The 22,030-nt window shown below is 73.2% G+C and carries 18 protein-coding genes; 5 read left to right on the forward strand and 13 right to left on the reverse strand.

Annotated features, from left to right (window positions below; genetic code table 11):
* Positions 1-286 precede the first annotated feature (286 nt).
* From LG634_RS34745 to thyX, 3 genes are all read right to left on the reverse strand, one after another.
* Entirely contained in the window at positions 287-1,972 is a 1,686-nt protein-coding gene (locus tag LG634_RS34745; protein WP_226740059.1) for a ribonuclease J, read from the reverse strand.
* 126 nt (positions 1,973-2,098) lie between these two features.
* Entirely contained in the window at positions 2,099-2,998 is a 900-nt protein-coding gene (gene dapA / locus LG634_RS34750) for a 4-hydroxy-tetrahydrodipicolinate synthase (protein WP_226740060.1), read from the reverse strand.
* A gap of 185 nt (positions 2,999-3,183) precedes the next feature.
* A complete protein-coding gene (gene thyX, locus LG634_RS34755; protein WP_226740062.1) occupies positions 3,184-3,918 on the reverse strand; it encodes an FAD-dependent thymidylate synthase in 735 nt (244 codons plus the stop codon).
* Positions 3,919-4,111: 193 nt separating this feature from the next.
* Between thyX and LG634_RS34760 the strand changes: the two genes are divergently transcribed.
* A complete protein-coding gene (locus LG634_RS34760; RefSeq protein WP_226740064.1) occupies positions 4,112-4,351 on the forward strand; it encodes a hypothetical protein in 240 nt (79 codons plus the stop codon).
* A gap of 96 nt (positions 4,352-4,447) precedes the next feature.
* Positions 4,448-5,017, forward strand: a complete 570-nt coding sequence (locus LG634_RS34765; RefSeq protein WP_226740066.1) for an SCO5741 family PH domain-containing membrane protein — start codon at positions 4,448-4,450, stop codon at positions 5,015-5,017.
* 51 nt (positions 5,018-5,068) lie between these two features.
* On the opposite strand, the gene LG634_RS34770 is transcribed toward LG634_RS34765, so the two are convergent.
* From LG634_RS34770 to eccD, 6 genes are all read right to left on the reverse strand, one after another.
* Positions 5,069-5,527, reverse strand: a complete 459-nt coding sequence (locus LG634_RS34770) for a hypothetical protein (protein ID WP_226740068.1) — start codon at positions 5,525-5,527, stop codon at positions 5,069-5,071.
* A 16-nt stretch (positions 5,528-5,543) separates the two neighbouring features.
* Positions 5,544-6,296 (reverse strand): 4-hydroxy-tetrahydrodipicolinate reductase, encoded by a 753-nt coding sequence (gene dapB / locus LG634_RS34775; RefSeq protein WP_226740070.1) that lies wholly within the window; start codon positions 6,294-6,296, stop codon positions 5,544-5,546.
* A gap of 29 nt (positions 6,297-6,325) precedes the next feature.
* Positions 6,326-7,705, reverse strand: coding sequence for a M16 family metallopeptidase (locus tag LG634_RS34780; protein ID WP_226740072.1), 1,380 nt, complete (start codon positions 7,703-7,705; stop codon positions 6,326-6,328).
* Positions 7,702-9,927: a polyribonucleotide nucleotidyltransferase gene (locus LG634_RS34785; protein WP_226740096.1), complete on the reverse strand. Its 2,226-nt coding sequence runs from the start codon at positions 9,925-9,927 to the stop codon at positions 7,702-7,704. Before LG634_RS34785 ends, LG634_RS34780 begins: the two co-directional genes overlap by 4 nt.
* A 305-nt stretch (positions 9,928-10,232) precedes the next feature.
* Positions 10,233-10,520 carry a 30S ribosomal protein S15 gene (gene rpsO / locus LG634_RS34790; RefSeq protein WP_150207049.1) on the reverse strand — a complete coding sequence of 96 codons (288 nt, stop codon included), beginning with the start codon at positions 10,518-10,520 and terminating at the stop codon, positions 10,233-10,235.
* Positions 10,521-10,703: 183 nt separating this feature from the next.
* Positions 10,704-12,239 (reverse strand): type VII secretion integral membrane protein EccD, encoded by a 1,536-nt coding sequence (eccD, locus tag LG634_RS34795; RefSeq protein ID WP_226740074.1) that lies wholly within the window; start codon positions 12,237-12,239, stop codon positions 10,704-10,706.
* 169 nt (positions 12,240-12,408) lie between these two features.
* On the opposite strand from eccD, the gene eccCa reads away from it, so the two are divergent.
* Together eccCa and LG634_RS34805 are read left to right on the forward strand one after the other, a co-directional pair.
* Positions 12,409-16,455, forward strand: coding sequence for a type VII secretion protein EccCa (gene eccCa / locus LG634_RS34800; protein ID WP_226740076.1), 4,047 nt, complete (start codon positions 12,409-12,411; stop codon positions 16,453-16,455).
* Between the two features lie 45 nt (positions 16,456-16,500).
* The gene (locus tag LG634_RS34805) at positions 16,501-16,734 is read left to right on the forward strand and encodes a DUF397 domain-containing protein (RefSeq protein ID WP_226740078.1); all 234 of its coding nucleotides are present in this window, start codon (positions 16,501-16,503) and stop codon (positions 16,732-16,734) included.
* 147 nt (positions 16,735-16,881) lie between these two features.
* Here the strand turns inward: LG634_RS34805 and LG634_RS34810 are convergent, their stop codons facing one another.
* From LG634_RS34810 to LG634_RS34825, 4 genes are all read right to left on the reverse strand, one after another.
* A complete protein-coding gene (locus LG634_RS34810) occupies positions 16,882-17,172 on the reverse strand; it encodes a WXG100 family type VII secretion target (protein ID WP_226740080.1) in 291 nt (96 codons plus the stop codon).
* Positions 17,173-17,223: 51 nt separating this feature from the next.
* Positions 17,224-17,580, reverse strand: coding sequence for a WXG100 family type VII secretion target (locus tag LG634_RS34815; protein ID WP_226740082.1), 357 nt, complete (start codon positions 17,578-17,580; stop codon positions 17,224-17,226).
* A gap of 106 nt (positions 17,581-17,686) precedes the next feature.
* Positions 17,687-19,039, reverse strand: a complete 1,353-nt coding sequence (gene mycP / locus LG634_RS34820; RefSeq protein WP_226740084.1) for a type VII secretion-associated serine protease mycosin — start codon at positions 19,037-19,039, stop codon at positions 17,687-17,689.
* Positions 19,040-19,045: 6 nt separating this feature from the next.
* Entirely contained in the window at positions 19,046-20,665 is a 1,620-nt protein-coding gene (locus LG634_RS34825) for a type VII secretion protein EccB (RefSeq protein WP_226740086.1), read from the reverse strand.
* 126 nt (positions 20,666-20,791) lie between these two features.
* Between LG634_RS34825 and eccE the strand changes: the two genes are divergently transcribed.
* Positions 20,792-22,003 (forward strand): type VII secretion protein EccE, encoded by a 1,212-nt coding sequence (gene eccE, locus LG634_RS34830; RefSeq protein ID WP_226740088.1) that lies wholly within the window; start codon positions 20,792-20,794, stop codon positions 22,001-22,003.
* Positions 22,004-22,030: the final 27 nt, after the last annotated feature.

The raw sequence follows: 22,030 nt of genomic DNA on the forward strand, positions 1-22,030 counted from the left end.
TTCCGGCGCTTTCGCGCTTTCCCTTCCGGCGGTTCCAACCTTACCAGACCCTTTTCCGTGTCGTTTCCGACTCGGTTTCGAATTCGATGGCCGTTTGGAGGGCCTTTCCCTTTCGGGTGGATCGGACTTTATCAGGTTTCCCCGGTCCGATTGACCACCCGCCCTCGGGTCCGTCCGGGCACACGGGTGTGCTCGGTTCCCTCCGAGGCGGAGACGTAAACGTACTGGAGCGGGGCCCCCGGATGCAAATCCGGTTGCCCCGCTCCGGTGCGGGCTGTACGGGTGGTCAGACCTCGACCACGACCGGGAGGATCATCGGGCGGCGGCGGTAGCCGTCCGAGACCCACTTGCCCAGGGTGCGGCGGATCAGCTGCTGCAGCTGGTGCGGCTCGGCCACACCGTCCGCGGCGGCCTTCGCGATGGCCTCCTCGATCTTCGGGACGACCGCGGCGAACGCGGAGTCCTCGATGCCGGAGCCCCGGGCGTTGATGTTCGGGCCACCGACGACCTTGCCGGTGGTGCTGTCCACCACGACGAAGACCGAGATGATGCCCTCGTCGCCGAGGATGCGTCGGTCCTTCAGGGCCACCTCCGTGACGTCGCCGACCGAGAGGCCGTCGACGTACACGTAGCCGGCCTGGACCTTGCCGGTGATGCGGGCCTTGCCGTCGACCAGGTCGACGACCACGCCGTCCTCGGCGATCACGATGCGGTCCGCGGGGACGCCCGTCATCACGCCGAGCTCGGCGTTGGCGCGCAGGTGACGCCATTCGCCATGGACCGGCATCAGGTTGCGCGGCTTGCAGATGTTGTAGAAGTACAGCAGCTCGCCGGCCGAGGCGTGGCCCGAGACGTGCACCTTGGCGTTGCCCTTGTGCACGACGTTGGCGCCCCAGCGGGTGAGGCCGTTGATCACGCGGTAGACCGCGTTCTCGTTGCCCGGGATCAGGGACGACGCCAGGATCACGGTGTCGCCGGGGACGATCCGGATCTGGTGGTCGCGGTTGGCCATACGGGACAGCGCGGCCATCGGCTCGCCCTGGGAACCCGTACAGACCAGCACGACCTCGTCGTCCGGCAGGTCGTCGAGGGTCTTCACGTCGACGATGAGGCCGGCGGGGACCCGCAGGTAGCCCAGGTCGCGGGCGATGCCCATGTTGCGGACCATCGAGCGGCCGACGAAGGCGACCCGGCGGCCGTACTCGTGGGCGGCGTCGAGCACCTGCTGGATGCGGTGCACGTGGCTGGCGAAGCTGGCCACGATGATCCGCTTCTGGGCACCCGCGAAGACCCCGCGGATGACGTTGGAGATGTCGCGCTCCGGCGGGACGAAGCCCGGGACCTCGGCGTTCGTGGAGTCCGAGAGGAGGAGGTCGATGCCCTCTTCGCTCAGACGCGCGAAGGCGTGCAGGTCCGTGAGGCGGTTGTCCATCGGGAGCTGGTCCATCTTGAAGTCGCCGGTGGCGACCACCAGGCCCGCTGGGGTGCGGATGGCGACGGCCAGGGCGTCCGGGATGGAGTGGTTGACCGCGATGAACTCGCAGTCGAAGGGGCCGAGGTTCTCGCGCTCGCCCTCCTTCACCTCAAGGGTGTAGGGGCGGATGCGGTGCTCCTGGAGCTTCGCCTCGATCAGCGCGAGGGTCAGCTTGGAACCGATCAGCGGGATGTCCGGCTTCTCCCGGAGGAGGTAGGGGACGGCGCCGATGTGGTCCTCGTGGCCGTGCGTGAGCACGATGCCCTCGATGTCGTCGAGCCGGTCCCTGATGGACGAGAAGTCCGGCAGGATCAGGTCGATGCCCGGCTGCTCCTCTTCGGGGAAGAGGACGCCGCAGTCGACGATCAGAAGGCGGCCGTCGAACTCGAAGACGGTCATGTTCCGGCCGATTTCGCCCAGACCACCGAGCGGGGTGACGCGCAGGCCGCCCTTGGGCAGCTTCGGCGGCGGGCCGAGTTCCGGATGCGGATGGCTCAAAAGACTCTCCTCACCACACGCGCCACGTACCTCAGGAGGCACGTGGCGCGCATGACATTCGTGCACTTGCTGTTGTCTTGGGTGGATCTCTTCAGTTGTGGGGCTATTCAGTTGTGAAGTCTGTTGTCAGAGCTGTACCCCGCCGGCGGCGAGATCGATCTTGAGCTGAGCGGTTTCCTCGTCGGACAGGCCGATGAGGGGCATCCGCAGCGGGCCGGCGGGCAGGCCCTGGAGGTTCAGGGCGGCCTTCGTGGTCATGACGCCCTGGGTGCGGAACATGCCGGTGAAGACGGGCAGCAGCTTCTGGTGGATCTCGGTGGCCTTCTGCACGTCGCCGTTGAGGTAGGCGTCCAGCATCGCGCGCAGGTCCGGGGCGACCACGTGGCCGACGACGGAGACGAAGCCCACGGCGCCCACGGAGAGCAGCGGCAGGTTGAGCATGTCGTCGCCGGAGTACCAGGCCAGGCCGCTGCGCGCGATGGCCCAGCCGGCGCGGCCGAGGTCGCCCTTGGCGTCCTTGTTGGCGACGATGCGGGGGTGCTCGGCGAGCCGGACCATGGTCTCGGTCTCGATCGGGACGCCGGTGCGGCCGGGGATGTCGTAGAGCATGACCGGCAGGCCGGTGGCGTCGGCGATCGCCGTGAAGTGGTGGTACAGCGCCTCCTGCGGGGGCTTGCTGTAGTACGGGGTCACCGCGAGCAGGCCGTGCGCGCCGGCGCGCTCGGCCTCGCGGGCGAGCTCCAGGGTGTGCGCGGTGTCGTTGGTGCCGATGCCGGCGACCACGTGGGCGCGGTCGCCGACCGCCTCGAGCACGGCTCGTACGAGGTCGCTTTTCTCCGCGTCGCTGGTGGTGGGGGACTCGCCGGTGGTGCCGTTGACGATCAGGCCGTCGTTGCCTGCGTCCACCAGGTGGGCAGCCAGTCGCTGCGCGCCGTCGAGGTCGAGTGCGCCGTCCGCCGTGAAGGGCGTGATCATGGCGGTGAGGACCCGCCCGAAGGGGGTCTGCGGAGTGGAGATCGGAGCCATGGGTAACACGCTACTCGCTGCTCTGCTCGCGGTGTCCCCTCGGGGGATGTGAAGACGCTGTTGGAGCCCGGCACTGCCTGCTCGGGGGTTCAAGCAGTGCCGGGTCCGTTTGATCAGCCTAGATGAACTTCACGAAACGTCGCAATACGGACACTTCGGCTGATGTCTTCGAACATGTGTCCGCATTACGGAGCGACGCGTCCGTTGGCGTTGAACGCCGCGTACGTCAGCGGCATCAGCTGCGCCCAGTGCTGCTCCATCTTCTCGCCGACCATCTCGATCTCCCGCTGCGGGAACGACGGGACGGCGGCCAGCTCGTGCTGGGTGCGCAAGCCGAGGAAGTGCATCAGCGAGCGGGCGTTGCAGGTCGCGTACATCGACGAGAACAGCCCCACCGGCAGGACGGCGCGGGCCACTTCGCGGGCCACACCGGCCGCGAGCATCTCCTGGTACGTCGCGTACGCCTGGCGGTACGAGTCCTCCATGGCGCGGCCGACCAGCTCCTGCTGGGCCTGCGTGCCCTCGACGAACACGTACTTGCCCGGGCGGCCCTCCTGCACGAGCTTGCGCTCGGCGTCCGGCACGTAGAACACCGGCTGCAGCTCGCGGTAGCGGCCCGACTCCTCGTTGTACGACCAGCCCACGCGGTGCCGCATGAACTCGCGGAACACGAAGATGGGGGCACTGATGAAGAAGGTCATCGAGTTGTGCTCGAAGGGGCTGCCGTGGCGGTCCCGCATCAGGTAGTTGATGAGTCCCCTGGAGCGCTCCGGGTCCTTCTGGAGCTCGTCCAGGGACTGCTCGCCGGCCGTCGACACGCGCGCCGCCCACAGCACGTCGCTGTCGGCCGCGGCGTGCTTCACCAGCTCGACGGTCACGTCGCTGCGCAGGTCGATCTTCAGCTCGGGTGTCTCGCTCACGAGGTCCTTCCAGGTCACATCGGGCAGGCCGCGCCAACTCTACGGGGCAGGTGGGGTGGCTCTGCCCGACGCACAATCAGCAAGTTTCGACAATCTGCCGGAATCCGGCACGGATTGGGCCTTTCGTACGTCTGATCAAGTAGCAGCAACGTGATGCACCCGACGTCCGGATCAGCCCGAGGAGGCGCCCCCCATGTTCCGCCGGAGTGAGCCCGTCCCGTTCGCCTTCGTCGCCGAAGCCGAACGGTTCCGCAGCAACGTCACTCCTCCGCCGCGGGAGAGTCTGAGCCGGACTCAGATGGCCGCCCGTAGTCTGGTCGGTCTCACCGTGGTGGCCGGCCTGGTCGGCGCCCTGCTGTTCGGCATGCCGGCCCTGCAGCCCCATCAGGCGGCCGGGAAGGCACAGCAGTCCGAAGCCACGGACGGCCGCTGAGCCGTCCGGGCCCCCGGGGGTGGTAGGCCGGGACCGGGCTGGATAGCCTCACCTGGCACAGAAGAGAACGAATGTGCATGTGAGTGAGGATCAGCCGTGCCCCTGCCCTTCCTGACGGCGGACAGCGCATTCGACGCGCAAGATGACGACTCCGCTCTGCCCTACGACGACCACGGACGGTGGCGCCGTCCGTACCGCCCAGGCCCCTGGCGGGTCGCCGCCGGCGCCCTGCTGCTGCTCCTGGCCTCGTTCATGCTGCTGGCCACCATGATCATCGCCTTCACGGGCGAGTTCGTGGGTGCGCTGGTCTGCCTGGCGGCGGCCGGGCTGGTGATCGCCCTGGCGCTGCGGATGCTGCGCATGGGCACCTGGGTGAGCCCCCAGGGCCTGCGCCGCGTGGCGCTGCTGAGCACCCGTACGTACGCCTGGTCCGATGTGGACGAGGTGCGCACCAGTCAGCAGCCGGTGCGCTGGCTGGGGCTGCCCCGGACGGTGCAGGGCCAGGCGCTGACGGTGAAGCCGCGCGCCGCGCAGCAGCCGGTGCTGCTGCTCACCGACCACAACGCGGACTTCCTGTCCCGTACGGAGGCCTTCGAGCGGGCCGCGGACCTGGTGGCGGCGTGGGCGGACGAGTACCGCGCGGTGCCGGTGCCGCAGGCCGGCTGAGGGACGTCCGGGACGGATCCCGGAGCAGGCGAGCCGACCGGCCCGCGCAGGTCAGCCCTGCGCGGGCCGGTTCGCGTGTGCGTGCAGGGCGATGGCGCGCTGCATCGCCTTGCGGGCCCGCGGGGTGTCGCGGGCGTCGTGGTAGGCGACCGCGAGCCGGAACCAGGTGCGCCAGTCGTTCGGGGCGTCCTCGGTTTCGGCCTTGCGGCGCGCGAAGACCTCGTCCGCGGAGTCGCGGACGATGCGGCCGTACTCGTCGCGGGCGAGTTCGTCCTCGGGCAGGCCGCCCTCGGCCTCCAGTTCGCCGGCGAGCCGGTTGGCCCGGGTGACGAACCGGGTGTTCTGCCAGAGGAACCAGATGCCGACGACCGGCAGGATCAGCACGGCCGCACCGAAGGTGACGGTGAGCCAGGTGCCCTGCTGGATCAGCATCAGGCCGCGGCTGCCGGCCAGGACGAAGTAGACGGCCAGGACGGCGGCCGTGAGGAAGTACGTGATCTTCGCGCGCATGGGGTGGTGCCTGCCGTCAGCCGAGGTCGAGGAAGTGTTCCAGGCCGAAGGTGAGGCCCGGGGTCTGCACCACGCGGCGGGCGCCGAGCAGGATGCCCGGCATGAAGCTGCTGTGGTGCAGGGAGTCGTGGCGGATGGTCAGCGTCTCGCCCTCGCCGCCGAGCAGCACCTCCTGGTGGGCCAGCAGGCCGCGCAGGCGGATCGCGTGCACCGGGACGCCGTCCACGTTGGCGCCGCGGGCTCCGTCGAGGGCGGTGGCCGTGGCGTCGGGCTGCGGGGCGCAGCCTGCCTTCGTCCGTGCCTCGGCGATGAGCTGGGCGGTGCGGGTGGCGGTGCCGGAGGGGGCGTCCACCTTGTTGGGGTGGTGCAGCTCGACGACCTCGACCGATTCGAAGTAGCGGGCGGCCTGGGCCGCGAACTTCATGGTGAGGACGGCCCCGATGGAGAAGTTCGGGGCGATGAGCACGCCGGTCTCCGGGGAGTTGGAGAGCCAGGCGGTGAGCTGCGCGAGGCGGTCCTCGGTCCAGCCGGTGGTCCCGACGACGGCGTGGATGCCGTGGCGGACGCAGAAGTCGAGGTTGCCCATCACGGAGGCGGGCGTGGTCAGCTCGACCGCGACCTGGGCGCCGGTCTCGACCAGCGTCTCCAGCTTGTCGCCGCGGCCGAGTGCCGCGACCAGTTCCATGTCCTCGGCGGCCTCGACGGCCCGTACGGCCTCGGAGCCGATCCGGCCCTGGGCTCCGAGGACGGCCACGCGCAGCTTGCTCATGTCTTCGCTTCCTTACGTACGTACGGACATCAGGCGACGGCTTCGTCGAGCCGGGCGGCCTGCTTCTCCTTGAGGGGGCCGATGGCCGCGAGCGACGGGCGCTGGGCCAGTACGTCCTGCGCGACGGCCCGGACGTCGTCCGGGGTCACCGCGGCGATGCTGGTCAGCATGTCGTCGACGGACATCTGGGTGCCCCAGCAGAGCTCGCTCTTGCCGATGCGGTTCATCAGGGCGCCGGTGTCCTCCAGACCGAGGACGGTCGATCCGGAGAGCTGGCCGATGGCCCGGTTGATCTCTTCGTCGGTCAGGCCTTCCGCGGCGACCTTGTCGAGTTCGTCGCGGCAGATCTTGAGGACGTCGTGGACCTGGCTGGGCCGGCAGCCCGCGTACACGCCGAAGAGGCCGCAGTCGGCGAAGCCGGAGGTGTACGAGTACACGCTGTAGGCCAGGCCGCGCTTCTCGCGGACCTCCTGGAAGAGGCGCGAGGACATGCCGCCGCCGAGGGCGGTGCTGAGCACGCCGAGGGCCCAGCGGCGCTCGTCGGTGCGGGCCAGGCCCGGCATGCCGAGGACCACGTGGGCCTGCTCGGTCTTGCGGGAGAGCAGTTCGACGCGGCCGGCGGTGCGCAGGGTGCGGCTGCCGCCGCGGGGCGGGGCGGGGACGGCGTCGGTGCGGCCGAGGGCGCCGGCCTTCTCGAAGGCGGCGCGGACCTGGCGGACCACCTTGGCGTGGTCGACGTTGCCGGCGGCGGCGACGACCAGGTGGGTGGGGTCGTAGTGCTTCTTGTAGAAGCGGGCGATCTGGTCGCGGCTGAGCGCGTTGATCGTTTCGACGGAGCCGAGGACCGGGCGGCCGAGCGGGGTGTCACCGAGCATGGTGTGGGCGAACAGGTCGTGGACCATGTCGCCCGGGTCGTCCTCGGTCATCGCGATCTCTTCGAGGATGACGCCGCGTTCGGCGTCGACGTCGGATTCGAGGATCAGCGAGCCGGTGAGCATGTCGCAGACCACGTCGATGGCCAGCGGCAGGTCGGTGTCGAGCACCCGGGCGTAGTAGCAGGTGTACTCCTTCGCCGTGAAGGCGTTCATCTCGCCGCCGACCGCGTCGATCGCGGCGGAGATGTCGAGGGCTGACCGCTTCTTGGTGCCCTTGAAGAGGAGGTGCTCCAGGTAGTGCGTGGCGCCGTTCAGCGTGGGCGTCTCGTCGCGGGAGCCGACGTGTGCCCAGATGCCGAAGGTGGCGGAGCGGACGGAGGGCAGCGTCTCGGTGACGATGCGCAGTCCGCCCGGCAGGGTCGTGCGGCGGACGGTGCCGATGCCGTCACGGCCCTTGAGGAGGGTTTGGGTACGGGCGACGGCCCGCCCCTCCGAAGAGGGGCGGGCCGTTGCACGGGAACTACGCGACGTCACTTGTCGGAGTCGTCCTTGTTCTCGTCGGCGTCGGCGTCGGCCTCGCCCTCGATCACGGGGATCAGGGAGAGCTTGCCGCGCTGGTCGATCTCGGCGATCTCGACCTGGACCTTGGTGCCGACCGCGAGCACGTCCTCGACGTTCTCCACGCGCTTGCCACCGGCGAGCTTGCGGATCTGCGAGATGTGCAGCAGGCCGTCCTTGCCCGGGAGCAGGGAGACGAAGGCACCGAAGGTGGTGGTCTTGACGACCGTGCCCAGGTAGCGCTCGCCGACCTCCGGCATGGTCGGGTTGGCGATGCCGTTGATCGTGGCGCGGGCGGCCTCGGCGGCCGGGCCGTCGGCGGCACCGATGTAGATGGTGCCGTCGTCCTCGATCGTGATCTCGGCGCCGGTGTCCTCCTGGATCTGGTTGATCATCTTGCCCTTGGGGCCGATGACCTCGCCGATCTTGTCCACGGGGATCTTGACGGTGATGATCCGCGGGGCGTTCGGGGACATCTCGTCCGGCGTGTCGATCGCTTCCATCATCACGTCGAGGATGTGGAGGCGGGCGTCGCGGGCCTGCTTGAGGGCCGCGGCCAGGACGGAGGCCGGGATGCCGTCCAGCTTGGTGTCGAGCTGGAGGGCGGTCACGAACTCCTTGGTGCCGGCGACCTTGAAGTCCATGTCGCCGAAGGCGTCCTCCGCACCGAGGATGTCGGTGAGGGCGACGTAGTGCGTCTGGCCGTCGATCTCCTGGGAGATCAGGCCCATGGCGATGCCGGCGACGGGGGCCTTGAGGGGCACACCGGCGTTCAGCAGCGACATGGTGGAGGCGCAGACCGAGCCCATGGACGTCGAGCCGTTGGAGCCGAGGGCCTCGGACACCTGGCGGATCGCGTAGGGGAACTCCTCGCGGGTCGGGAGGACCGGCACGATCGCGCGCTCGGCGAGCGCGCCGTGGCCGATCTCGCGGCGCTTCGGGGAGCCGACGCGGCCGGTCTCGCCGACGGAGTACGGCGGGAAGTTGTAGTTGTGCATGTAGCGCTTGCGGGTCACCGGGGAGAGGGTGTCCAGCTGCTGCTCCATGCGGAGCATGTTGAGGGTGGTGACGCCCAGGATCTGGGTCTCGCCACGCTCGAACAGGGCGGAGCCGTGGACCCGCGGGATGGCCTCGACCTCGGCGGCCAGGGTGCGGATGTCCGTGATGCCGCGGCCGTCGATGCGGACCTTGTCCTTGATGACGCGCTCGCGCACCAGGGCCTTGGTCAGGCTGCGGTAGGCGGCGGAGATCTCCTTCTCACGGCCTTCGAAGGCCGGGAGGAGCTTCTCGGCGGCGATGTCCTTGACGCGGTCCAGCTCGGCCTCGCGGTCCTGCTTGCCCGCGATGGTCAGCGCCTGCGCGAGCTCGCCGCGGACGGCCTCTTCGAGGGCCGCGTAGACGTCGTCCTGGTAGTCCAGGAAGACCGGGAACTCGCCCTCGGGCTTGGCGGCCTTGGCGGCCAGGTCGGCCTGGGCCTTGCAGAGGACCTTGATGAAGGGCTTCGCGGCGTCGAGACCGGCGGCGACGACCTCCTCGGTCGGCGCCTCGGCGCCGCCCTTGACCAGCTGGATGGTCTTCTCGGTGGCCTCGGCCTCGACCATCATGATCGCGACGTCGCCGTCCTCGAGGGTGCGGCCCGCGACGACCATGTCGAAGACGGCGTCCTCGAGCTCGGTGTGCGTCGGGAACGCGACCCACTGGCCCTTGATCAGGGCGACGCGGACGCCGCCGATCGGGCCGGAGAAGGGCAGGCCGGCCAGCTGGGTGGACGCGGACGCGGCGTTGATCGCGACGACGTCGTACAGGTGGTCCGGGTTCAGCGCCATGACGGTGGCGACGACCTGGATCTCGTTGCGCAGGCCCTTCTTGAAGGACGGGCGCAGCGGGCGGTCGATCAGGCGGCAGGTGAGGATCGCGTCCTCGGAGGGGCGGCCTTCGCGACGGAAGAAGGAGCCGGGGATCTTGCCGGCGGCGTACATGCGCTCTTCGACGTCCACCGTGAGGGGGAAGAAGTCGAGCTGGTCCTTGGGCTTCTTGGACGCGGAGGTGGCAGAGAGCACCATCGTGTCGTCGTCCAGGTAGGCGACGGCGGAGCCGGCGGCCTGACGGGCGAGGCGGCCCGTCTCGAAGCGGATGGTGCGGGTGCCGAAGGTGCCGTTGTCGATGACGGCCTCGGCGTAGTGGGTCTCGTTCTCCACTAGCGTTTTCTCCATTTTCGTCGTCTCCGTCCGCCGCCCGTGTGGCGGTGGACGGTTTCGGAGAAGCGCTCCTTGCGTGCGGACCGGTCTTCGATCGAAGCACCCGGTACGGGGCCCCGACGGGCTCTCCGGGTGCCACTACCGAGGACCGGCGGCGTTGGGAGCTCGCTTCTCCTCTTCTGTTGTGCGGCTGTACGGCGCGCGAAACACGCGTGCGGTACCAGACTACAAAGCGTCCGGTACGTCCCGCACGTACAGCAAAGGGAGCGGCCCCATCAGGTGGGAACCGCTCCCTTCACAGCGTCTTACTTGGCGCCCGCGGCACCGCGGCGGATGCCGAGGCGCTCGACCAGCGTACGGAAGCGCTGGATGTCCTTCTTGGCCAGGTACTGCAGCAGGCGGCGGCGCTGGCCGACCAGGATCAGCAGACCACGACGGGAGTGGTGGTCGTGCTTGTGGGCCTTGAGGTGCTCGGTCAGGTCCGAGATGCGGCGGGAGAGCATCGCGACCTGGACCTCGGGGGAGCCGGTGTCGCCCTCCTTGGTACCGAACTCGGCGATGATCTGCTTCTTCGTGGCAGTGTCGAGCGACACGCTTACTCCTCTTGTGGCGTCTTTGGGCCTTCCGAGTGCCCCAGGTCTGCATCTCTGGGGAGCTTCCGTGACTCGGGAGGCGGGGCTATGTCCGTGGTGGATCGCAGGCTCGCGGACCGTGGTCCGGGGCTGCTCACACAGACGGCCGTCACACAGCGTACCAGGCGTGATGACCGGCGTGTCTCAGCCTGTGAGCGCGCGGGCGGCGGCGTAGGCGTCGACCACGGCGAGCGCCAGGGGGGCGAGGGACAGCAGGAGGGCGGTCTCGGCGAGGTCGAGCAACCGCCCCCACCAGGGTGACAGACCGGTGCGGGGGACGGTGACGGCCGCGGCGGTGAGCAGGGCGGCGGCGAGGGCGACGGTGCAGGTGAGGAGGACGGTACGGAGGTCCAGCGGGCCGCGGTCGCCGTGGCCGAGGGCGGTTTCGACGGCGGGCGGCAGGTGCAGGGCGAGTCCGGCGAGGAGCACGGCGAGCGCGGCCAGGCCGGCGAGGAGGGGGCAGGCGACCTGGGCGGTGCGGCGGAAGATCCGGGCGCGCAGGAGCAGGGCGAGCGCGGTGGCGAGGGCGAGGGCCCGGGCGCGGGGTGTGCCGGACCAGCCGAGGACGGCGCAGGCGGCGAAGGCGGTGGCGGAGGTACCGGCGAGGAGGGCAAGCAGGAGGGTGTGGGCGCGGGCGGCGGGGGCGGGGTCGTAGGGGTGGGGGGCGGTCGTGCCGCGGTCCGGGGGCTCGTACGGGGTGTGGCCGGCGGGGGCGCCGGGCGGGTCGTGGCCGGCGTCGGGGTCCCGGGGCTCGTGCGGAAGGTGGCCGAGGGGCAGGCGGGCGGCACGGGCGGCCAGGGCCGGGAGGAAGGCGGTCAGGGCGATGGCGGCGGGGGCGCAGACGGCGGCGGCTCCGGTGGCGGTGGTGCCGGTGGTGAGGGCGAGGAAGGCGGTGAGCGCGCCGGCGGCGGCGAGGACGGCGGCCGCGGTGAACGGCGGGTGCCCTGCGCGGGTGAGGGGGGCCAGTGCGGCGGCGGCGGTGAGGACGCAGAGGCAGCCGAGGAGGAACTGGAGGCGGCCGGGTCCGTCGCCGGGGGCGGGCGGGAGGATCCCGGCGCCGGCGAGCAGCAGGTGCGGGAGGGCGGCGAGGCCGAGGGCGGCGGCGCAGCCGGGGTCGCGGTGGATCCGGGCGCGGACCCCGGCGCAGGCGGTGAGCAGCAGGCCGGTGGCGGCGGCGAGGACGCCGGGCGGGCCGTGCATGTCGTGGCGGGGGTCCGCGTGCCAGAGGACGAAGGCGAGCAGGGCGAGGAGGACGGCGGCGGCCGTGAGGCAGGCGGTGCGGAGCAGCGCGTCGTTCCACAGCCGGCGGCTGTCCGCACCGGCGGCGAGGGCGTCGCAGACGTCGTCGATGACGGGCGGTGGCAGCGACTCGGCGAAGGGGCGCAGGCAGAGCACCTCGCCGTCGAGGACGTGCTGGGCGGCGAGGCTCCGGTCGGCGTCCAGGACGCGGCCGTCGCGGCGGACGAGGTGGTGGCCGGGGGCGGTGGCGGGCCGGGGCGTGGCGGCGGGCCGGGTCGTCCCGGCGGGTCGGGGGGTGTCGGCGGGTCGGGGGGTGCCGGTGAGGCGGAGGAGTTCCGGGTAGAGGTCGGCGAGGGCGAGGTCTTCGGGGAGGGCGACGTCGACGCGGCGGTCGGGCGCGGCGACGGTGATCCGGCAGTAGCCGGTGGCGGCCGTACTCACCTGAGGCGTTTCCCTTTGCTTCGGGGGGCGTTGGGGGTGGGGGCGGGACGCTACCCGGGTGGGCGCGGGGCCGGCGGCCGGTGGGATCCGGTGCGGGCGGCCGGGATGCGGCGGGCCGGGTGGCGGCCGCTCCGGCCGTTCCCTTCTGCTGCCCAGGAATGCGGTGTCCGTGAGCCACGTCGTCGTCAAGCGTCCGCCGCGGGTGCTGCCGCCCGAAGTCCCCTCCGAAGAGGTACGGCTCCAGGCCCCGCCCGAGCTGCCCCGCGGGCAGCGGGAGGGCGTGCTGCTGCAGTTGCTTCCGATGCTGGGCATGGGCTCGTCGTCGGTGTTCTTCTTCCTGTCGCCGCAGCCGTTCATGCGGGTCATGGGCTTCCTGATGCTGGCCGCGACGGCGGCACTGGCGGTGGCGCAGGCAGTGCGCCACCGGCGGGGTACGGACGGGCAGCTGGCGGACGCGCGGCGGGACTACCTGGCCCATCTGGGCCGGGCCCGGCGCCGGGTGCGGGCTGCGGCACGGATGCAGCGGGAGGCGCAGCTCCATCTGCACCCGGATCCCGGGCAGTTGTGGGCGGTGGTCACCGAGGGTGCGCGGGTGTGGGAGCGGCGGTCCGGGGATGCGGACTTCGGGCAGGTGCGGGTGGGACTGGGTGCGCAGCGGCCGGCCGTGCCGGTGGTGGCGCCGGAGGCGGCGCCGGCGGAGTTGACGGAGCCGCTGGCGGCGGGGGCGCTGCGGCGGTTCCTGGCGGCGCACGCGCAGGTGGAGGAGCTGCCGGTGGCGGTGTCGCTGCGGGCGTTCCGGAAGGTCTCGGTGTCCGGCGGTCCGGAGCCGGCGCGGGGCGCCGTGCGGGCGCTGCTGGCGCAGCTGGTGGTGCTGCACTCCCCCGACGACGTGGTGGTGGCGGTCCTGGCGGCGCCGGGTGCGGCCGAGGCGGCCTGGGACTGGGTGAAGTGGCTGCCGCACGCGCGGGCGGCCGGCTGTGACGGTGCGGGGCCGCGGCGGCTGTTCGGCACGGATCCGGCGGCGGTGGACCGGCTGCTGGCGCCGTGGCTGGAGGGGCGGCCGCGGTTCGACCGGGAGGCGCCGGCGGTGCCCGACCGGCCGCATGTGGTGGTGGTCGTGGAGGCGGGCGGGGGCGTGCCGGCGGCGGGGGTGTGGCCGGGCGAGGGGGTGCAGGGCGTCACGGTGGTGGAGTGCCGGGCGGACGCGGAGACCGCGGGCGGGGTGGGCCCCGGGCGGCTGGCCGTGGCGGTCGGGGCGGGGGTGATGCGGCTGGAGCCCGGGGGCGGGGTGGCGTACGAGGGGGTGCCCGACGCGCTGTCACCGGCGGCGGCGGAGGCACTGGCGCGGCAGTTGGCGCCTTTGCGGACCGGCGGCACGGGTGCGGAGGACGGGACGGTCGGGGCGGCGGACTTCGCGGGGCTGCTGGAGCTGGGCGATCCGGCCGGGGTGGATGTCGCGCAGGCCTGGCGGCCGCGGCCGGCGGGTGACCGGCTGCGGGTGCCGATCGGGGTCGGTGAGGACGGGGCGGCGGTGCTCCTCGACCTCAAGGAGACCGCCGAGGAGGGCATGGGGCCGCACGGCCTGTGCGTGGGGGCGACCGGCTCGGGCAAGTCGGAGCTGCTGCGCACGCTGGTGCTGGGGCTGGCGGTCACGCACGGTTCGGAGGCCTTGAACTTCGTCCTGGCGGACTTCAAGGGCGGCGCGACCTTCGCGGGGCTGGCCGGCCTGCCGCACGTGGCGGCGGTCATCACGAACCTGGAGGACGACCTGACGCTGGTGGACCGGATGGGGGACGCGCTGCGCGGCGAACTCCGGCGCCGGCAGGAGGTGTTGCGGGCCGCCGGGCATTGCGCCAGCGTCCGCGACCACGAGCGGGCACGGGCGGCGGGCGCCCCGCTGGAGCCGCTGCCGTCGCTGGTCGTGGTGGTCGACGAGTTCAGCGAACTGCTGGCTGCGAAGCCTGAGTTCATCGACATCTTTCTCCAGATCGGGCGGATCGGCCGGTCACTGGGAGTGCACCTGCTGCTGGCCTCGCAGCGACTGGAGGAGGGCAGGCTGCGCGGGCTGGAGACGTACCTGTCGTACCGGATCGGTCTGCGGACGTTCTCGGCGGCGGAGTCCCGGACGGCCCTCGGGGTGCCGGACGCCTTTCATCTGCCGGCGGTGCCGGGGTCGGGTTATCTGGCGCACGGGAGCGGGGAGTTGGTGCGCTTCTCGGCGGCGTACGTGTCGGGGGCGTACCGGGCGGGAGGCGTGGGTGCGGAACCGACGGGCGGGGCCGGCGGGGCGGGTGTGCTGCCGCGGGCGGTGCTGTTCACGGCTGCGGAGGTGCCGGGGCCGGAGGTGCCGGGGCCGGAGGGGGAGAAGGCGCGGGGGGCGGAGGAGGCGGCCGAGCCGGCGGCCGCGCCGGGTGCGGCCTACCGGGGGGCCGAGAGCGTGCTCGATGTGGTGGTGCGGCGGCTGGCCGGGGAGGGGCCGGGGGCCCGGGCGGTGTGGCTGCCGCCGTTGGGTGAGGCGCCGTCGTTGGACGGGCTGCTGGCCGAGGTGCCGGCCGCGGGTGGACTCGTGGTGCCGCTGGGACTGGTGGACCGGCCGTTCGAGCAGCGGCGGGAGGTGCTGTGCCGGGACTTTTCGGGGGCGGGCGGGCATCTGCTGGTGGTGGGCGGGCCGCAGTCGGGGAAGTCCGTCCTGCTGCGGAGTCTGGTGTGCGCGTTCGCGCTCACGCACGCACCGGGTGACGTGCAGTTCTACGGGGTCGACTTCGGGGGCGGGGCGCTGGCCGCGGTGGCCGGGCTGCCGCATGTCGGCGGGGTGGCTTCGCGGCTGGAACCCGAGCGGGTGCGGCGTACGGTCGCCGAGGTGGCGGGGGTGCTGGCGCGGCGCGAGGAGTGGTTCCGGGCGCACGGGGTCGAGTCGATGGCGGACCTGCGGCGCCGGCGGGCGGCGTCGGCGGACGGCGCCACCGGAGACGCCGTCGGGGAGACGGTCGCGGGAGGCCTCGGGGACGGCTTCGGGAACGGCTTCGGAGACGGCTTCGGAGACGTGTTTCTGCTGGTCGACGGGTGGGGGGCGTTCCGGGCGGCGCATGAGGACCTGGAGCCGGTGGTCGCGGATCTCGCGGCGCGCGGGCTCGGGTACGGCGTACACGTGGTGCTGACCGCGTCCCGTCACATGGAGGTGCGGCCGGCGCTGCGGGACCAGGTGCCGGGGCGGCTGGAGCTGCGCCTCGGCGATCCGATGGACTCGGACTTCGACCGGCGGGTCGCGGCGGCCGTACCGCAGGGGGTGCCGGGCCGCGGTCAGGTGCCGGAGGGACTGCACTTCATCGCCGCGGTGCCGCGCGCGGACGGGCGCGCGGGGGCGGCGGACCTGGCGGCTGCGACGGCCGCGCTGGTGGCGTCCGTACGGCGGGCCCGGCCCGGGCCCGGCGCTCCCGAGGTGCGACTGCTGCCGCACCTGCTGCCCGCGGACCGGCTGCCCAAGGGGTCCGAGGAGCCGGGGCTCGGCATTGCGCTGGGTGTGGGCGAGGACGCGTTGCAGCCGGTGTTCGCCGATTTCGACACCGACCCGTTCTTCCTGGTGTTCGGTGAGGGCGGGTCGGGGAAGACGGCGCTGCTGCGGCTGGTCGCGAAGCAGCTGACCGAGCGGCACGGGCCCGAGGAGGCGCGGATCGTGGTCGGCGACCCGCGGCGCACCCTGCTGGAGGCGGTCCCGCCGTCGCACCTGCTGGAGTACGCGGCGACCGGCGCGGAGCTGGAGATGCACCTGGAGGCGGTGGCCGCGCTGATGCGGAAGCGGGCGCCGGGTCCGGAGGTCACCCCGCGGCAGCTGCGGGAGCGCAGCTGGTGGACGGGTCCGCGGCTGTTCGTGCTCGTCGACGACTACGAGCTGGCCGCGGCGGGTTCCGGCAGTCCGGCGGCGGGCTTGGCGGACCTGCTGCCGTACGCCCGGGACGTGGGGGTCCGGTTCGTGGTGGCGCGCAGCAGTGCGGGGGCCGCGCGCGGGGCGTACGACCCGTTCCTGATGCGGCTGCGGGAGCTGGGCGCGGCGGGGGCGGTGCTGTCCGGTGACCGGGGCGAGGGGGAGCTGCTCGGCGGGGTGCGGGCCGCGCCGCTGCCGCCGGGCCGGGGGGTGCTGGTGGCGCGCGGGAGGGCCGGCCGGCTGGTCCAGTTCGGTTGGCTGCCCGAGGAGTGGGCAGGGAAGTACGATGCCTGACAAGGCTGTTACGGCCGCTCCGCACCGCCGAAGGGACACCCGCTGATGGCTGACGCACGCGAGAAGGACGAGCTGTATGCCCTCGACATCTCAGGGGTCGAGTGGCTCAGCGCGCCCGGCACGGAGGAGCACGAGGAGCGGGTGGAGATCGCGCATCTGCCGGGCGGTGCGGTGGCGATGCGGTCCTCGCTGGATCCGGACACGGTGCTGCGCTACACGGAGGCGGAGTGGACGGCCTTCGTGCTGGGGGCGCGGGACGGGGAGTTCGATCTGACCTGAGGGGGCCGAGGTCCGGGGCACGAGTGCCGCCCGGCGGGCCTCGGTTTCGGTGCCCGAGGCTTCGGTTCTTGGGCGAGGGCCCGGTGCGCGGGGACGCGTACCGGGCCTTTCGTGTGCGGGGGCCCCGGCCGCGCGGGCGCGCCCGCGTCACAGCATGCGGAAGCGGGCGGCGTTGCCGCGGTCGGTGTCCTGGTAGCCGATGAGGGAGGAGTCGAGGAGGCCGGCGATGGTGCCGAGCTTGGCGTTCATGCCGGCCATCTCGGTGGAGACGGTCTGCTGGACGTCCGCGTACGCCGTCTTCGCCTCGCCCTCCCAGACCGCGGCGGCCGCTCTGACCTGGGCCATCAGTCGGTCGAGCTCGTGTGTGAGGTGCTGGGCGGTACGCCTGACGTCGTCCGCGGCGGTGGCGACGGTGTCGTAGTTGACGGCCAGGGGCATGGGGGCTCCGGGGTGGGGTGGGTGGTGGCGGAGGCGGGTGGGGCTGCCGGGTCACATGTGGAGGATGGCGCTGGTGTTGCCGACGGGGTGGGCAGCGGGCTCGCTGCTCGCGGTGACCCGGCGGATGTCGGCGATGCGCTGCTGCTCCTCGGCGCTGAACCCGCGGACGCTCATGCGGACGGCCTGCTCCAGCTCGGCCAGCTTGCCCTTGATCTTGGCGAGGTGCTGGTTGACGCCGCGTTGCAGCTGGTCGTACTCCTGGCCGGCCGCACCGCGCCAGCCGGTCTGGATGCGGTCGACGACGTCGTTGAGGGCGTTGATCCGGCTGGACAGTTCCGCGTGGTAGGCGGCGATCTCCCCCGCGAGTCTCAGCTTGCTGACGTCGTCGACCTGGAGGTGCATCACCATGTGCGTCGTGCTCCCGTCGTCGGAGGCGTGAAGTCCCGCGGCACTCTAGCCATTCCGCCGTCTTCCGGGCATCCCGGACGTCAACAGGGTGCGGGGATAAGTCCGTTCAGCGTGTGCGTGGTGCGCGTTGCCGGCGGGCTTCTCGTACGGCTGCGGTGATGCCGGCGAGGGCTGCGAGCAGGGCGCCGGTGACGCCCAAGGCGTAGGTGCCGTATCGGACTTCCCGCCGGCGCGCGGTCTCGCCGAGGACGAGCGGGGCCGGTTCGGGGGCGGCGGCCGGCACGGGCGCCGGGTCGGGGGTGGGTGTCTCGCCCGGGGTGCCGTCGGCGGTGAGGGCGCGCACCGGGTCGACGACGCCCCAGCCGGTGGCCGGGTCGTGGCCGGTGCCGGAGCGCTCGGCCGTCTGCTGGATGCGGGTGACGACCTGCGCGGGGCTCCAGTCCGGGTGCAGCGCCACGAGCAGGGCGGCGACCGCGGCCGCCTGAGGGGCCGCGAAGCTGGTCCCGCCGGCGGCGCACAGGCCGCCGCCGGGCACGGTCGAGACGATGTCGACACCGGGCGCGGATACGCCGACGAACGGTCCTCGGGTGGAAAAGGGGGCGGCCTCGCCGGCCCGGTCCGAGGCGGCGACGGCGAGTACGCCGGCCAGGGCGGCGGGGAGGGGGACGTCCGGGGGGTGGGGGGCCGCGGGCGGGGCGGGGTCGGCCGGGTGGGTGTCGTTCCCGGCGGAGGCGACGAGGACCACGCCGGCGGCGCGGGCGCGGTGGACGGCGGCGATGAGGGCGGAGGAGCGGGCGACGGGCCGGCTGGTGTTCTGGGAGATCGTGATGACGTCGGCGCGCCGGGCCACGGCGTGGTCGATGGCGGCGGCCAGGGTGGCTGCCGTGCCGCTGCCGCGGTCGTCGTTCTGCCGGATGGGGATGATCGTGGCGGCGGGTGCCAGTCCGACGAATCCGCTGCCGGGGCGCGGCCGGGCGGCGATCAGCCCGGCCACCATCGTGCCGTGGCCGAGGGGGTCGTGGGTGCCGTTGCGGGGCGGGGCCTGGGAGTCGGCGGGCACGCGGGATCCGGCGGGCGTTTGGGTGCCGGCGGGCGTGCCGGGACCGAGGAAGTCGCGGCCGGCTGCGGTGTCGACGGCGTCGCGCAGTTGCGGGTGGGCCCCGTCGACGCCGGTGTCGATGACGGCGACGCGCACCCCCGCGCCTCGGGTGTTCTGCCACAGCCGGTCGAGCAGCACGCGCCGGAGGTGCCAGGCGGGTGCGGTGGGGGCCGCCGCGCAGGGGGCCGGGGCGGCCGCTGCGGCGGCCGGGGGCAGGAGGAACGGCAGGGCGGCCGACAGGAGGAGGGCTGCTGCGCGCAGCGGGCGGAGGCGCCGGCGCCGATGTGCGGGGGTGCTGCGCGCGGGCTGCGCCGCGGGCGCGTCGGGGTCTCGTACGGCGGTGGCGGTGGCGGGTGGCATCGAGGCTCAGGAGGTGTGGGGGCGGCGGGCGGCGGCGGGGTCGAGGCGGGGGCCCTTGGCGACGAGTTCCGACCAGGCGGCGGGGACGGGGACCGGGGTCACGTTCCGGTAGCCGAGGCGGATCTGGGCTTCGCCGGCGGTGGGGCCGCCGTCGGGGCCCTGGGGCGGGGTGCCGGTGCGCACCGGGTGGCGGAGGCCGGTGTCGGTCAGCAGGAACAGGGGACCGTGCGGGTCGGTGCCGCGGGTCTGGGTGTAGAGGAGGCCGCTGCCGGGGGTGACGTACGTGCCGGCCGCGGAGGCGGTGGTGTCGACGGGGAGGCGGGGGCCGGCCCAGGTGCCGAGGGTGGTGCGGCCGCGGGAGGAGGTGTGATGGAGCACGCTGCACAGGGTGGTGCGCGCGCCCCCCGAAGTGCCGCTGCCGGAGGTCGTGTTGACCTGTACGGGTCGGCGCCGGGGCCAGCGGAGCCCCTCGTCGAACGCGGTCGTCTGCGGGGGCAGGGACTGGAGGTCGGTGTCGCGGGCCCGGCCCTTCATGCCGAGGCGGCCGGTCGCGGGTGCGTGCACGATCAGCCAGGCGGTGAACTCGCTGATCCGGCGGACGGTGCCGGGCAGGACGACGTGGTGCTGGGGGCCGGAGCCGGTGGTGGTGCGCAGGACCGTGCCGATGCGGTCGTCGGCGGGGGCGAGCCCGGGAACGCGCGCGGGCGCCCCCACCGGGCCGGGCAGCGCGGGGAAGCTGAGCGGGGCGCCGTCGGGGAGCGTGGCGAGCCAGGCGGCGGTGACGGGCTGGGGCTGCTGCTCGGCACCCACCAGCGTGTGGAGGAGGGTGCGGTGGTCGCGTCCGGCGCCGGCGATCCGGTACTTGGTGCCGTCGGCGTCGACCAGGTACGCGGTCCTGTCCGGGCCTGCCACGAAGAGGACTTGGCCGCCCGTGAGGCGGTGCGGGCCGTCGGTCCGGGCGGCTTCGCGGGCGGCGAGGACGAAGGTGGCGGTGCGGGGTGTGGGGCCGGCTGCCGGCCGGGCTGCGGCGGGGTCGGGGCCGGAAGGGGCGGGAGCGGTGGAGTCGGGAGCGGTCGGGTCGGGAGCGGTCGGGTCGGGACCGGCGGGGTCGGCGCCCGTCGGCTGCTGGCATGCGGCCCAGCGTTTCGGGGTCGCCGCGTCCTTGTCGGTGGGCAGGCGGTCGGGGGCGTACGGGATGCCGATCACGGGCCCGCGTGGGGGTGACCCCGCATCGAGCACGGTGTCACTCACACGGATGATGCGGTCGGAGTCGCGCGGGTCGAGGAGGAGGCGGGCGGAGGCCAGGTTGAGGACCGGGTGGAGGTGGGGCCGGCCGCCGGTCTCCAGGACCACGTAGCGGGTGGTCGAGGTCGCACCGACGATGACCCTGGCGCCGGGTTCGTCCCAGCCGCGCGGGGCCTGCGGCCGCAGCATCCCCCAGGCGCCGTGGCCGGCGAGGAGCAGGGCGGCGGCGACCAGTCCGGGGACCACCGCGCGCCACGGGCGGGGGGCGCCGTCGTCGGCACCGGGGTGGCCGCCGTCCGTGCCCGTGGGGTACAGCAGGGCGGCCACGACCCGCCGCTTCGCGGTCGTGTACGCGTTCAGCTCGTCGCGTCGTGATGCCATCGCCGCCTGATCCTGTCCCTACCATGCCGGTCCTGCTACGGGGTGCCGCCAGAGGGTTTCACAGACGGAAGGGGTTGTGTGCTGGTGAGAACAGCCTTACGGAGAAACGGCCGTGACATCACGTCAGTGCTGCGAGGTCCGGAGACGGTTCGCGTCGGGCCGCTGCGGCGGCACCGGGCCGTGCTGCTGGAGTCGGCCCTGGCGGTGCTGGTCCTCGCCGCTGCTGCGAGTCCGCGGGCGGTCGCCGCGGGTGCGGTGGCGGCGGCGGCGCTGGTGGTGCCGGCGGTCGTGCGGTGGGAGCGGCGGCCCCTGGTGGTCCTGGTGGTGCGCGTGCTGGGGTTCCGGGCCCGGCGGCGGAGAGCGGGGCGGGCGGGGTCCGGCCGGGCAGCGGCTGCTGCGGCGGCGCCTGCGCTCGGCCTGCCGGTCGCGTGCTCCGCGTTCCGGACACACGGCTTCAACGGTGGGGGCCGGCCGGGAATCGGCCTGATCGGGGACGGGACCTTCCTGACGGCCGTCGTGCGGGTGGAGCCGGATCGGGGAACGCGCGCGCTGCGGGCCGAACGCGCGGCGCAGCCACTGCCGTTGGCCCCGCTGTACGAGGCGCTGGACGCCGGCGGGGTCCGGCTGGAGTCCGTACAGCTGGTGCAGTGCACGCGACCGGCGGGGGTGAGGGGAGGCGGACGGCCGTCGCCCGCGGACGCCAACTACGGGCCTCTGAGCGCGGTTTCCGGAACGCCGGCCGTACGGATGACCTGGGTGGCGGTGCGCTTCGACCCCGAGCTGTCACCGGAGGCGGTGGTGGCGCGCGGGGGCGGGCTGCTCGGGGCGCAGCGGTGTGTGGTGCGGGCCGCGGAACAGTTGGCGGGGCGGCTGGCCGGGGCCGGGTTCGGGGCCGTGGTGCTGGGCGAGCCGGAGTTGGTGGCGGCGCTCGCGGCTTCGGCGTGCGAGGTGGTGGGGGGCGCGGCGGGGAGCGCGCCGCACGAGGGGGTGGAGAGTGCACGGAGCTGGCGGACCGGGGAGCGGTGGCACGCGACGTATCGGGTGGCGTGCCGGCCGGGGTTCGCGGGCGGGGTCGGCTCGTTGGTGGAGGCAGTTGCCCTGCCGGCTGCCGCGCCGGCCGTTGCCGTGAACTTCAGCCTGACCGTGTCCGCCGCGGGGAGGCGGGAAGCCGCTCTGGAGGCGCACGTTCGGATCACTGCGTGCGGCACGGAGGAACTTGCCGCTGGAACGGCCGGGTTGGAACGCACCGCGCGCCGCCTCGGGGTGCGGATGACGAGGATGGACTTCGAGCAGTTGCCGGGAGTGCTGGCCTCGCTTCCGCTGGGCGGTACCGGATGATGCGGATGCTGCGCGGCGGGCGTGACC

This window comes from Streptomyces bambusae, from assembly GCF_020532645.1.
Lineage (GTDB): Bacteria > Actinomycetota > Actinomycetes > Streptomycetales > Streptomycetaceae > Streptomyces > Streptomyces bambusae.

What these genes read in the sequence shown, in the direction of transcription:
- dapA (WP_226740060.1), bottom strand. Translation starts at nt 2,998, where the DNA reads ATGGCTCCGATCTCCACTCCGCAGACCCCCTTCGGGCGGGTCCTCACC.
- LG634_RS34760 (WP_226740064.1), top strand. Translation starts at nt 4,112, where the DNA reads ATGTTCCGCCGGAGTGAGCCCGTCCCGTTCGCCTTCGTCGCCGAAGCC.
- LG634_RS34770 (WP_226740068.1), bottom strand. Translation starts at nt 5,527, where the DNA reads ATGCGCGCGAAGATCACGTACTTCCTCACGGCCGCCGTCCTGGCCGTC.
- dapB (WP_226740070.1), bottom strand. Translation starts at nt 6,296, where the DNA reads ATGAGCAAGCTGCGCGTGGCCGTCCTCGGAGCCCAGGGCCGGATCGGC.
- LG634_RS34805 (WP_226740078.1), top strand. Translation starts at nt 16,501, where the DNA reads ATGGCTGACGCACGCGAGAAGGACGAGCTGTATGCCCTCGACATCTCA.
- LG634_RS34810 (WP_226740080.1), bottom strand. Translation starts at nt 17,172, where the DNA reads ATGCCCCTGGCCGTCAACTACGACACCGTCGCCACCGCCGCGGACGAC.
- LG634_RS34815 (WP_226740082.1), bottom strand. Translation starts at nt 17,580, where the DNA reads ATGGTGATGCACCTCCAGGTCGACGACGTCAGCAAGCTGAGACTCGCG.
- mycP (WP_226740084.1), bottom strand. Translation starts at nt 19,039, where the DNA reads ATGCCACCCGCCACCGCCACCGCCGTACGAGACCCCGACGCGCCCGCG.
- LG634_RS34825 (WP_226740086.1), bottom strand. Translation starts at nt 20,665, where the DNA reads ATGGCATCACGACGCGACGAGCTGAACGCGTACACGACCGCGAAGCGG.